12 protein-coding genes are annotated in these 13,185 nt (G+C 36.1%); 1 reads left to right on the top strand and 11 read right to left on the bottom strand.

The window, feature by feature from the left end; translation table 11 throughout:
• From Q0505_RS13950 to Q0505_RS13915, 8 genes are all read right to left on the bottom strand, one after another.
• Positions 1-635, bottom strand: a 635-nt coding sequence (locus tag Q0505_RS13950; RefSeq protein WP_299213917.1) for an oligosaccharide flippase family protein, incomplete at its 3' end; no start/stop codon positions are given.
• A 3-nt stretch (positions 636-638) separates the two neighbouring features.
• Positions 639-1,259, bottom strand: coding sequence for a class I SAM-dependent methyltransferase (locus Q0505_RS13945; RefSeq protein WP_299213915.1), 621 nt, complete (start codon positions 1,257-1,259; stop codon positions 639-641).
• Positions 1,260-2,303, bottom strand: a complete 1,044-nt coding sequence (locus tag Q0505_RS13940) for a GDP-L-fucose synthase (protein WP_299213912.1) — start codon at positions 2,301-2,303, stop codon at positions 1,260-1,262.
• A gap of 3 nt (positions 2,304-2,306) precedes the next feature.
• Positions 2,307-3,422: a GDP-mannose 4,6-dehydratase gene (gmd, locus tag Q0505_RS13935; protein ID WP_299213910.1), complete on the bottom strand. Its 1,116-nt coding sequence runs from the start codon at positions 3,420-3,422 to the stop codon at positions 2,307-2,309.
• Between the two features lie 29 nt (positions 3,423-3,451).
• Complete coding sequence (locus Q0505_RS13930; RefSeq protein WP_299213908.1) at positions 3,452-4,462, bottom strand: hypothetical protein; 1,011 nt, start codon at positions 4,460-4,462, stop codon at positions 3,452-3,454.
• Between the two features lie 14 nt (positions 4,463-4,476).
• Positions 4,477-6,165 (bottom strand): hypothetical protein, encoded by a 1,689-nt coding sequence (locus Q0505_RS13925; RefSeq protein ID WP_299213904.1) that lies wholly within the window; start codon positions 6,163-6,165, stop codon positions 4,477-4,479.
• Positions 6,166-6,183: 18 nt separating this feature from the next.
• Entirely contained in the window at positions 6,184-7,671 is a 1,488-nt protein-coding gene (locus tag Q0505_RS13920) for a GH3 auxin-responsive promoter family protein (RefSeq protein ID WP_299213902.1), read from the bottom strand.
• A 1-nt stretch (position 7,672) separates the two neighbouring features.
• Positions 7,673-8,539: a M23 family metallopeptidase gene (locus tag Q0505_RS13915; protein WP_299213900.1), complete on the bottom strand. Its 867-nt coding sequence runs from the start codon at positions 8,537-8,539 to the stop codon at positions 7,673-7,675.
• 267 nt (positions 8,540-8,806) lie between these two features.
• Between Q0505_RS13915 and tatA the strand changes: the two genes are divergently transcribed.
• A complete protein-coding gene (gene tatA, locus Q0505_RS13910) occupies positions 8,807-9,004 on the top strand; it encodes a twin-arginine translocase TatA/TatE family subunit (protein ID WP_299213897.1) in 198 nt (65 codons plus the stop codon).
• A 71-nt stretch (positions 9,005-9,075) separates the two neighbouring features.
• Here the strand turns inward: tatA and Q0505_RS13905 are convergent, their stop codons facing one another.
• The 3 genes from Q0505_RS13905 to Q0505_RS13895 all read right to left on the bottom strand — a co-directional run bounded on the left by Q0505_RS13905 (position 9,076) and on the right by Q0505_RS13895 (position 13,019).
• On the bottom strand, positions 9,076-10,053 hold the full coding sequence (locus Q0505_RS13905; RefSeq protein WP_299213894.1) for a DUF4837 family protein: 978 nt from the start codon (positions 10,051-10,053) through the stop codon (positions 9,076-9,078).
• Between the two features lie 25 nt (positions 10,054-10,078).
• On the bottom strand, positions 10,079-11,674 hold the full coding sequence (locus tag Q0505_RS13900; protein ID WP_299213891.1) for a LysM peptidoglycan-binding domain-containing protein: 1,596 nt from the start codon (positions 11,672-11,674) through the stop codon (positions 10,079-10,081).
• 157 nt (positions 11,675-11,831) lie between these two features.
• Positions 11,832-13,019 carry a phosphoglycerate kinase gene (locus Q0505_RS13895; protein WP_299213888.1) on the bottom strand — a complete coding sequence of 396 codons (1,188 nt, stop codon included), beginning with the start codon at positions 13,017-13,019 and terminating at the stop codon, positions 11,832-11,834.
• Between the last annotated feature and the right edge of the window lie 166 nt (positions 13,020-13,185).

Raw genomic sequence — 13,185 nt, 5'->3', positions numbered from 1 at the left:
CCTAAATAGATACCCTTATCATCATATGCAACAACTTCATAAGAGTCACTATTAAACTTAAGTCTACTTCTATCACCGTCAACCCATTTAAGAATTTTACGATACCATTTTTTTGGGTCGTTTTCCATTTCACCAAACTCCCTAATTAAAACTTTCTTATATTGACTCTCTGTAATTATTACTTTCATTTTCTCTATTCCTTGAAAAAACCAAGTGGGAAAAATAGCTTGTCCCAAAACCATCCCAAAGCTTAATATATATACAAGAGATTCTGATCTAAATCGGGGTATTGTAATAACCATTAAAACAAGTACCATAAAAGCTAGCACTACGAGCGCAGACTTTATATAAAATATATTCCAATACAGTTGAGATAGTTTTTCTCTATTTTTTCTTAGCAAAGAGACTTCTCTCGTAGCACTAATATTAAACCCAAAATCAACAACAATCGTTAAAAAAACCCCTATGGATTGTGCAATCATAACCAAACCAAAACGCTCTGTACCAATGGTTCTTATCAAATAAGGCAATGTAAATAAAGGCAAAAGTATATTAGCTCCTTGAATAAAAAGTAACGCAAGATAGTTGCCCGCAACAATTTTACTGTTTTTTGTATTCAAAAAAGATTTGAGCATTTTTTATTTTTTTATAAAAATTGCCGTATCAGAAACGCCATTTGATGTCCATATCATTTTCCAATTCTTGACTTCTTCTTGGAAATTTCTCCATGCTGGTGTAACTTTTTGGGAATCCATTTTTATGGAATAAGGAGATTTTGTTTGATGTGGGAGGTATCTATTTGCATCATCTAATAATAGAATCCCTCCTATTTTTAATTTAGAAATAGACTTATTTGCAAGTACATCTCGATGTTTTCCATCTATTACGATAAAGTCCAAAGAGTTATCTTTAAATTCGTCTATAACAAGACAATAATCTGTTTGAGCAATAGTACTTCCTTCTGAGCTTTTAAAAAGATAATCTACATTAGAAACATTTGCTTCCTTAAATTGAGCCTTAACTTCTTCATACCATCCTTTGTGGTCTTCTATACTTGTTAAGTGTTGTATTTGCTTGGCGTACCAGACGGTACTTCTTCCAGATCCAAACTCAATTCCTACAAATTCTTTCTGTAAAAGAGTCTCCAAGACTTTAATAGCATCTTGAGTAATCCAAGGCTTGTCTTTATTTTGCTTTTCAAAAAAATAATAGCTTATCCTATTGCAGACATATCGAGGTGTCCAAATTTTTATATTCATTTACTTATTTTCTAAATACCAATGATACAATCGCGCTATACCCTCTTCTAATTGAACTTTATGTTTCCATCCCAAGCTATGTAGCTTAGACACATCAGTAAGTTTGCGTAAGGTTCCATCTGGTTTTGAGGCATTAAACGTAAGTGCTCCTTTAAACCCTACTATTTTCTGAATGATCTGCGCCAGTTCTTTGATAGAGATATCTTCGCCTGTGCCTATATTAATATGGGTGTTTCTAATGTCTCTTTCAGGTGTTACATCGTCAAAGTCTGTTTTTTCCATGATAAAGACACAGGCATTTGCCATGTCTTGACTCCATAAAAACTCTCTTCGAGGAGCTCCCGTTCCCCATATTTCGACAGAAGTACCTGAGACTCCATATTTTCTTAAGGTTTCTTCCGCTTTCGCGAAAGCGGACACTCCGAGATCCCGCATCACCTCATCTTGATTTCCTTCTGAGAGTAATTTTGCCAAATGCATCTTCCTGATAAGTGCTGGTAATACATGCGATTTTTCTAGGTCAAAATTGTCATTATACCCATACAAATTGGTAGGCATGACCGAAAGAAAATTAGTGCCATACTGTATATTATAGCTCTCACACATTTTTATCCCAGCAATCTTTGCAATGGCATACGGCTCATTGGTGTATTCTAAAAGTCCCGTAAGTAGGCTGTCTTCAGGCATGGGCTGTGGTGCTTCTTTTGGATAAATACAAGTACTTCCTAAAAAAAGTAATTTCTTAACACCACTCAAATAACTCTGATGAATCACATTATTCTGAATCATCAAATTAGCATATATAAAATCGGCTCTGTACGTATTATTTGCTATGATGCCTCCTACTTTTGCTGCGGCTAAAAACACATATTCTGGTTGTTCTTTTTCAAAAAAAGAAGTGACGGCAACTGTATTGGTGAGGTCTAGCTCTTTATGGGTTTTGTAGACAAGGTTGGTATATCCTTTTTTTTCTAAATCTTCCTTAATAGCACTTCCAACTAAACCTCGATGTCCAGCAATATATATTTTTGCATCCTTGTTCATACCCTATTCAAAGTAGTTTAGGGTTGTGTATCCTCCTTCTTTAAGGTAGCTGTCTTTTTTCATCAAATTAATATCACTCTTCATCATATCATGTACTAGATCTTGTAGGGTATATTCTGGTTTCCACCCTAGTTTTTCATACGCTTTTGTAGCGTCTCCAATTAATAAATCAACCTCTGTAGGTCTAAAATATTTTTCATCTACAGCCACCACTTCTTGTCCTATTTTTACAGGATAATCAGGATTTTCTGAGGCTACGACAATTCCTTTTTCATCTACGCCTTCTCCTTTAAATTCTAAGGTTACCCCAATACAATGAAACGCCATTTTTATAAAATCTCTCACCGGGGTGGTAGTTCCCGTTGCAATGACCCAATCTTCGGCCTCATCTGCCTGAAGGATCATCCACATCATTTTTACGTAATCTTTTGCATGACCCCAATCTCGCTTTGCGTCTAAGTTTCCGAGATACATTTTTTCCTGCAATCCTAATCCTATCCTAGAAGTCGCTCGCGTAATTTTACGCGTCACAAACGTCTCTCCTCGTATAGGAGATTCGTGATTAAAAAGAATCCCATTACACGCAAACATGTTATACGCCTCGCGATAGTTTACCGTTGCCCAATAGGCATACATTTTTGCCACCGCATAAGGGCTTCTTGGGTAAAAGGGGGTGTTCTCAGTTTGTGGTACTTCTTGTACTTTTCCATAAAGTTCTGAAGTAGAAGCTTGATATATCTTCGTCTTTTTCTCTAGTCCTAATGCACGCACCGATTCTAGTACTCTCAGTGCGCCTAGTCCATCTACATTGGCTGTATATTCTGGCATTTCAAAAGAAACCTGAACATGACTCATCGCGCCTAGATTATATATCTCATCAGGTTGCACTTCTTGGATAATGCGTAATAAGTTAGAGCTATCCGTAAGGTCTCCATAGTGTAAAAAGAAATTACGATGGTCTACGTGAGGGTCTTGGTATAAATGATCAATCCGATCTGTATTAAATAGAGAAGACCTCCTTTTAATCCCGTGAACTACATATCCTTTTTTAAGAAGAAACTCGCTTAAATACGCGCCATCTTGCCCTGTAACTCCTGTTATTAATGCTGTTTTAGTCATACTCTTTATTTTGACAAAAATCTTTTAAATTAATTCAATAAGTTTTGTGCCTCTACTTCTCTTCTTAAAGAAGAATACGTATAGCGAACTCCCGCAAAAAGCAAGAATATAAATACAAGTAGGATAGGATAAATAACTTCTTTTTTATCTTTAAAAGATTCTTTTTTTGCGGTTTGTAAGTCACTTATAACCACGACGGCGTCTAAAGACTCTGCCAAGTCATTTTTAAGTTGCTCTGTTTCTATAGCCAAGGTGTTTTTGAAGGTCAAAACTCCATTTACATTAAGGTTGTTAGAGTTATTAAAAAAAGAAAGTCTTTCATTAGAAATTTGATTAGAGAGGTCTGCACTCTTAGTATAGCTATCTATTAATGCGTCTGATTGAACCATAATAGATTCATTCTGGGCTATACGTTCTTTAATATTCTGGACACGCTCTTCTTTTATTCGCTGTATAAATGGGTTGTTATTAACATAATCAATCACTTTAGCTATTTGGGATTTTGCCTCTTCGCTTCTAAGATCAACTGTCAATTTATGGTACTTATAATTGGTATAAAAACGATCTGACGCAAATAACTCTTCATCTTCATCAACTTCTAGTTCTTGTATAATGATACCCAACGTTCTATCAGAAGCTTTTAGATCTTCTACAAGTCTCATGACATCAATTACTGGTCGTATTTGTACTCCTTTTATAGGGGTCTCTTTTATTGGCAGTCCTATTCCTTTTAAAAAAATACTGTCTTTTTCAGATAAATTATCGTCAAATTGTTGAATCGCATTGTATAAATATGCTTGACTATCAAAATTAGATTGTACAACAACTGTAGATCTATAATCAGGTTTTCCTTTTGTAAAATATCCTATTGTTGCGCCTGTAATTATGAGTAGTAGAATAACCCACCAAGATTTTAATATAAAATCTATAGCCTTAAAGCATCCAGCTAGAAACTTATAAAAATTACGCTGGAAAAGCGCAAAAATATCTGTGAGATCCATTTCTTGGTCAGCGCCAGAACTTGATTGCGGTGCACTCATATAATTTTGTTTTTTTAGTTTTTATAGATATGATATAATATCTTTTCTGTAATCAAATAAGTAGGTTTTACACCTGTGGTACCTAATCCTCCAGAGGCAAGTGTACTCCCTGTTTCTAGTGGATTATCTGATGCATAATACGCATATAGCACCTCAACATCTTCTTGAATATTTGCTCTTAACTTAGAAGCAGCTTGTATGGCTTTTTGATAATGAGCTCCCTCCATTTCTAATCCTATCACATTCCAGGTGCTATCATAAAAAAACTTTAAAATATCTCTGTTTTGTAATGAAGTTCCTAATACCGTGACCATAGCTCCTTCAAATACGCGTAAACCTTGATTCTCAAAATCTTCTTTTTTAAGAGCGTTCTTAAATGGATAATTATCTGCTGTGCCTTCAAAAAGATGGGCAGAAGGAATCATAATATCTCCTTTGCCTCCATCTAATATCCCCGCTTTTCCCATGATAGCTACTGATCGGACATCAAGATACGTTGTATTATCCTCTTCATTAAAGGGTTTTAACAACTCTTCCATGGTTTCATAGGCTTGCTCACCAAAAGCGTAATCCATCACTAAGATGACAGGATTCTCATTTGGTTGCGTCGTATAATCGCAAAACTCATTCTCATCTATAGCAAGTTTGCACATATCAAAAATTTGTACATTGATGTTGGTGCCGCTATCGTCTGCTACGTAAATCATCCCGTTTTGAGTAGCCGTTTTCTCCACTCTTTTTCTCAGCTTTTCGTTTTTCTCCTCGCTAAGAAGTTCGAATATATCTAGTTTAGATCCTTTCTTGAGTTCATTTTTTAAGGCTACAGGTGCATATATCGTATTCATCACACTGTGCATATTGGCACTTATGATATGAATAGGTCTGTGTATGAGATCGTTTTCTTTGAGCGTTTTTTTAATGTTTTGCGCCCAAATTTCTCCATGTATATGATGCCCTAAGCGTTCTCTAAGTACAGGGCTAAATGTAACGGTACGCTTATTATCTTTTGTCATTTCTGCAATGGCAAGTTTCCCCAACCAATAGATAATTTCCAGAAAACGTCTTGTATTATTTTTTGTGTTAAATAAAGGAGCTACTTCATTCACTTCTTGAAAAGTTCTCCCTAAGATATTTGCAGTGTGTGTAATAGCAACTTCTCTTTCCTTTTGTGTAAGCTCCTCATCAGAGAGGACGGCTTTTTCAAGTTTTTCCCAATCTCTAGTAAGATCTCCTCTATCATTTATCAAAACACGATTCATGATTTTATGAGATTCTATAAATAAGAATGTAAGGTGTGTCAAAATATCATAAATCTCAGAACGCCCTCTGGTGATTTCAATATTCATTTGCTCTTCATCAATTCGATAACAATTACGTCTACGCTTACGCGGAATAAGGGGTTCAAAGAGGCTGTTTTTGTAGCCTTCATCACTTGTTAAGTTGATAAACCTGCATTCTTCTATCCTTTCTGGAAGCCTATCGATAACATACAACAAACCGTCTAGCTCTACTTTTTCTTCTGCGATAGAGCCATAAATTTCAGGACGTAAAATTAGTAATGCTTCTCGGAGCGTTTCTCCAGAAACCCCCATGGGTTTATAGAAACCTCGGTTGAAAAGATGTCGCATGGTAATATACATGCGTTCGATGGCGCTGCTACTCTCTTGTGCTCGTGTACGCCCTTGTTTTTTTAATATACTCATATTAAAGGTCAAAGATACTTAAATAATCGGTAATCTATCTGCGATTTGACGATCATTAGAAAGCCTCGGGATTTTATTTTGTCCCCCTAATTTCCCTATAGATTTCATGTAGTCGTGAAATCCTCCTGGTTTTACTTTTGAAATTTTTAAAGGCTGTAAAACATTCCCTACGATAAGGTCGTAATAATAAGAGTTTTGAGATTGTAAAGAGGTGTCTATCGCTTTCGCGAAAGCGGACAAATCCTCACTCTCATTTTCAAATTCTATAAACCACTCGTGGTACGGTAATCCTTCTTTAGGCGTAATTTGTGGCGCCACGGTAAATTCATTGATGCGAATGTTGGTTCCACTAATAGCATCTTGTAGCGCTTGCTCTACTTCTTTTCCAATCACATGTTCTCCAAACGCTGAAATAAAATGCTTGATCCTTCCTGAAACAAGTATTCTGTAAGGTTTTGTCGCAGTAAATATGACAGTATCTCCTAGATTATATCCCCATAAACCTGCGCTCGTAGAAATAATCATCACGTAGTTTACGCCAATCTCAACATCCTTTAAGGTGATGCGTTGGGGGTTTTCTTCAAAAAAAGAATCGGCTTTTACAAACTCATAAAAAATACCGTTGTCCAGCTGTAAGAGCATTCCTTTTTCTCCTTGTTTGTCTTGAAATGCAAAAAAACCCTCACTGGCAGGGTATAATTCTATACTATCTACCCGACGTCCTATTAAATTTTCAAATTTTGCACGATAGGGCTCATAATTTACGCCTCCGTATATAAAGAGGTTAAAGTTTTTAAAGAGTTCTCCTACGGGCTTATTTGACTTCTCTATGAGCTTCTCAAAGTACATCTGTACCCACGAGGGGATACCGCTTATGATTGTCATGTCTTTGTCTATAGTTTCTTCAACAATAGCCTCCACCTTTGTTTCCCAATCGTCAATACAGTTGGTTTCCCAACTAGGGAGTCTATTTTTTTGAAGATAGTTGGGCACATAATGAGCAACAATACCCGAAAGTCTTCCTACTTTGACTCCATTTTTTTCATCTACTTCGGGACTTCCTTGTAAAAAGATCATCTTACCATCTACAAAACTGGTTTTTCCCGTCTCAGCAATGTAACATAAAATAGCATTACGCGCAGTATCTGGATGTGTACGCATGCTGTCTTTGGTAAGCGGAATATATTTTGCGCCAGAAGTAGTTCCTGAGGTTTTGGCAAAATACAGTGGTTTTCCAGGCCATACAATATCAGGCTCTCCAGCAACTACACGATCTATATAGGGACGAAGTGCCTCATAATCTCTTATTGGGACTTCTCTCACAAAATCTTCATGAGAATGGATTTTATCAAAATGATGGTCATTTCCAAAATGTGTGTACTGAGCCGCATCTATAAGAAATTTAAACACTTTTTCTTGTGTAGCGATAGGCTTAGAAGCCCAAGTATCTATTTTTCGTTTTATACGAGAAGCGAATATTTTTGCAGCTAAGGATTTAAGAGACATCTTATTTAAAATCTATATAATTGATGGGGTTAATTGGATATCCATTATTCCACAATTCAAAATGTAAATGTGGTCCTGTGGTTAACTCACCTGTATTTCCTACAATAGCGATCACTTCTCCTGCTTTTACAAGGTCTCCTTGCTCTTTTGATAAAGAAGCATTGTGTTTGTATGCCGTAATAAGGTTGTTTTGGTGCTCTATGATAATTACGTGACCTGTATCTGCCGTCCAAGAAGCAAAAATAACCGTGCCATCTGCTGCTGCTTTTACGGGTTCGTCTTTTTCTGTTACCACATCTACCGCATAATGTTTTAAAGTGCTATCATATCCCGCAGTAATCACTCCTTTTACAGGCGGAAAAAGTGCAAAATCTGCAGGTCTAGTTGCTGTTTCAAAAAGATTGTATTTATCTTGTTGTTCTACCGTTGCTCTAAGTAAAGAATCTTCTTTGGAAGGTTGAATGGTGATATCGCTCGCATCTACCCCTGTATATTGTATAGAATCCTTATCAAACTCTATTGATTTTAAGTCACCCGTTAGCACCTTTCGTATAGAGGCATATTGTTGATCGTTAATGGCTATTACAGTCTCTAATGAATCTGTCTTTTGTGCTAGATCGTATGCTTGTTTTTTTAGTTTTGTACTAGAGTACCCTGGTATATACTCTCTTAGTGGCGTAAACGCAATAAGTAGTGTGGTCAATACAATAAGCACTATTGTTGAAATACCTGATAAAATAAATACATTAAGCCTTGTTAACTTAAAAGATACACGTTCTTCAAAGGTATCTTCATTTAAGATAACAAGCCTGTACTTGTGCAGGAGTTTTTTTGCAATTGCTTTTTTTTCGCCTTTTTTACGTGACATACACTTACAAATATACTATCTAAAGTCTAAACCCTGATGATACATTAGAAAATCTATTCTATCATAAAGCTACTGCAAACACTACCACTAGACTACCTTTTTTATTTTAATCATAATGATGCTATGCTAAAAAAAGAAAAGGCTCGTATTTACTACCGTTTTTACCCTCTATGATGAAGCTCAAATGTGTCACCAAGGTTAAAAACATCGCTATCCTACTGTCTCATCATATTTCTTTAGTATCTTTGTAGTTCTAAAATTAAAGACATGAATTTTTTAGGTATATTTTTAGGTATGATCGGACCTTGGCAAATAGGTCTTATTGTTTTAGTGGTTTTATTACTTTTTGGAGGTAAGAAAATCCCAGAAATGATGCGTGGTCTTGGAGGCGGCATTAAAGAATTTAAAAAAGCTTCCAAAGATGAGGATGTAGATGGAGACTCTAAACTAGAAGAGAAAAAATAATTTACATACTTTAGGTATAATAAGAAAACCCGATGCATTGCATCGGGTTTTTAGTTTTTATAATTCAAAGACTAGTTGTCTAAGAATCGAGTAGATCGTAAGATGGCTTCTAGCTCAAACATATTATCTCGTTGATCTAATGAAGGTGAAAATATAAATCCTTCTACAACCACATATCTGTTATTCTTTTCATCACGTATCGCATAATTTAAAAAAGGACCTACCATAAGTCTCCCTTCTCTGACTTCCCAAGTTCCTTTCATTTCCCATGCAAAATGCCCATCAATTTCTGTTTCAAATAACTGAGGGGAGAAAGAACGTTCTGTTTGAAAACGACCTTGGTTTAATGAAATATTTGCTCCTGACACAGAATCTCTCATACGTACAATACGTGCTACAGAAAACGTGTCTTTATCTATCGCTTGAAGTGGCACTTCATACACAGTAATATTCATATTACCACTTCTTTTTATGTCTTTATCCATCCAAAAGAAGTTTTTTTCACGTTTAGTGTAATCGTAGGCCGTTGGAAAACGCATCGTGATTCCAAAAGTAGATTTTAAAGAATCTGTATTTTCTAATGATTTACCTATACGCATTTGTATAGCTGCGAGTTCTCGGTCTTTAAAAGCCTTTATCATTTCATCTTCATGCTTCTTAATAAGCGCTATAATAGCATCTTCATTTTCACCAGAAATTGTTATTCCTGTCTGTTGTCTTGCTGTTACATCTTCTTCTATAGAAAAGAGAGAAGGCTCTCCTAGTTTTATAGTAAGAAAAATTCTGCTTTTTGATACATATCCAATAAACTTATCTGGAGTGATTTGGTCTAGTGTGAATAATGGTTCTTCACGAGGAAGCCCATCTACAGGTGCCGCTAGAGTGCTTCGCAAGGTATCTCCAACATTTCCTTGCCACAGGTCTTTATCCATGACAATTTTTAATTCGTTAGTATTTCCTATAGATCCTTCTAATGTGGACTTTTTTGAAGTTTTTTCACAAGAAACAAGAACTCCTAAAAAGAGAATGGCTACGAGTAATTTTTTCATGATAGTATACGTTTTTGAAATGTCATTATTTAGAAACAATAAGTTTCATTCCTGGTTTTACATTATCTCCGCTAATATCGTTCCAAACTTTAATATTATTTACACTAACTCCGGGAAATTTACTGGCAATCTTCCATAAAGAATCTCCTTGCTTAACGGTATATACCTTTTTGCCATTATTTACTATGGTTTTTGAGGTACTAGAAGTGTTTGACGAAGTGACAGGTTTGCGAGGATAAATGGTTAAACGCTGCCCCACTTTTAGGTTGTTAGACCGAAGTTTATTCCATTTTTTAATCTGGCTGACTCTAACGCCATACTTATCGGCAATTTTTCCGAGATAATCGCCACTTCTCACGCGGTATCGTACCTGAGCATTGGCAGTTGTAAATTCAGGTAACGGCTTCTCTTTTTTATCTATTTCCGCTTTCGCGAAAGCGTATATCTGCTCTTCATTATTGACAAAAGATCCTATTTTTTCTGTAGGAAGTCTTAAATAATAGTTTTCGTTTTTTACAAAAGGAATAATATCCAATTTATACGAAGGATTCAAAAACTGAATTACCTCCAACGGTTCTCCTGTGATTTCAGCCACTTGGTCTAGTGTAATTAATTGTTTTACGTGAACCGTATCCGTTTCAAAATAGTTAACGGGTGCTTTTTTAGGCTGATACCCGTGCTCTTCTGCATATTCAAAAAGATACATGGTGGCTAGAAAAGCGGGGACGTATCCAGCAGTTTCACGCGGGAGATTACTACGTATATTCCAATAATTTTGATAGCCTCCACTACGACGAATGGCTTTAGAAACATTACCTGGTCCAGAATTATATGAAGCTAGTGCAAGGTCCCAATCTCCAAAAATATCATACAGTTTTGAAAGGTATTGACACGCTGCTTCTGTCGCCATAATAGGATCCATACGCTCATCTACATAGGAGTTAACGTCAAGTCCGTACATTTTTCCTGTCGTAAACATAAATTGCCATAAGCCTGTAGCGCCTACTCTAGATTTAGCACGAGGTCTTAATGCAGATTCCACGATAGCCAAATATTTCATTTCCAGCGGAATATCATATTTATCTAAGGTCTCTTCAAACATAGGGAAGTAAAACTGACTCACTTCCATCATTCGTTCCATACTGGGTTTATGACGCTTTAAATAGTTTTTTATAACACTTTCTAAAGACGCTGTATAGCCTACATTAAAAGGGGTTCTCTCATTAATACGGGCTAGACGTTTTTTTAATGTGTCTGTAGGTAAATCCAGATATACCTCTTCTTTATAATCCAATTCCTGCACCATATTGGTGATAGAATCGTACAAATCCATTCGGGCTAATTCTTTACGCCATAAGGAATCAAGTCGTGCTGCAAAAGGCTCGTCTTCTAACTTAAACACCACAGAATCTCGTGAAGTGGTTTTAAGTTCTATTTTATTTATTTCATTAATAAAAGCGGTGGTAGTGATGGAGTCTATAATGGTAATGGTGTCTCTTTTGAGATCAACCCGTTCTTTATTATTTTTCTTAAAAGACTCATAGGGTAAGGTATCTTGCGCTTTCGCGAAAGCGGAAACCAATAAAAACCCAACAAAACTGTATATCTGAAGTAATCTCATAGTTTGTACAACGAGGGTATTACAAAATTCGTATCAATTGTGTGTTCTCCAAATATAAGTGTTTATTCATAAGTGCAATTTTTATACTACTGTAAAGACAGAAAAAAGCTACCTGAATTGGGTAGCTTTTTTCTTTATTTTATAAATGGTAGGTGTTTTACTCCAAAATAGCAGCAATACCTGGTAATGTTTTTCCTTCTAACATTTCTAACATGGCGCCTCCTCCAGTAGAGACATAACTCACTTTATCTTCAAAGCCAAATTGCTTTACAGCCGCCACACTATCGCCCCCTCCTACAAGAGAGAACGCACCGTTTTTGGTTGCTTGTGCTATACTATTTCCCAAAGCTATGGTCGCTCCAGAGAAAGGTGTCATTTCAAAAACACCTAATGGTCCATTCCATAAAATCGTTTTTGCGTTTTGTACAACGGCATCAAATATCTGTACAGATCCAGGACCAGCATCTAATCCTTGCCAACCATCTGGAATCTCATGAATAGCTACTGTTTTTGTATTTGCAGTCTCAGAAAAATCGTCTGCAGCAAGAACATCTATAGGAAGATGAACGGTCACATTTTTCTGTTCTGCCATTTTTAATATGTCTAATGCCAGTTCCATTTTATCATCTTCACAAATAGAATCTCCAACCTTTCCGCCTTGTGCTTTTATAAATGTATATGCCATTCCTCCGCCTATAATTAAGGCATCTACTTTATCAAGGATATTTTCAATCACGGTGATTTTCGAAGATACTTTGGCACCTCCTAAAATAGCAAGTACGGGTTTTTCACTATGGTTAAGTACACGGTCTAAACTTTCTATCTCTTTAGAAAGTAGTTTTCCAAAACATTTCTTTTCTGGAAAAAACTGGGCGATGATGGTGGTAGATGCATGTGCTCTGTGTGCTGTTCCAAAGGCATCATTTACATAAATATCACCTAATTCTGATAACGCTTTCGCGAAAGCGACATCACCTTGTGTCTCTTCTTTATGATATCTTAGGTTTTCTAAGAGTAAGATCTGACCCATTTCAAGGTTTGCTGCTGCTTGCTTGGCTTCTTCTCCGACACAATTGGCAACAAAAATAACCTCTACTCCAATAATTTCGGAAACTCTGTTACAAATATGCTTCATAGAGAATTCATCTTCTTGTGCTTTAGGACGTCCTAAATGGGACATCAGAATAGCAGCTCCTCCATCTTCTAAAATCTTTAAGATGGTAGGTTTTGCAGCTTCAATCCTTGTGTCATCAGTAATTTGAAGTTGGTCATCTAATGGTACATTAAAATCTACACGGATTAATGCTTTTTTATTTTCAAAATTGAAGTGATCTACTGTCTTCATTATTCATTAATTTTACTCGATAATCGAGATTTAAAAGCTCCGAGGGTTGCCTCGAAATCAAATGTTTTTTTCCTTAAATTACCTCATGGGCTTGTCCCAAGGTAGTTTACTAGCAAATATAGCAGTTAGAGCGTTTATTTACATTACAATTCTTTTATATTTGGCA

This window comes from uncultured Dokdonia sp. (assembly GCF_937910895.1).
Taxonomy (GTDB): domain Bacteria; phylum Bacteroidota; class Bacteroidia; order Flavobacteriales; family Flavobacteriaceae; genus Dokdonia.
The sequence above is the reverse complement of the archived record's forward strand: the minus strand, read 5'-3'. Positions and strand labels throughout refer to the sequence as shown.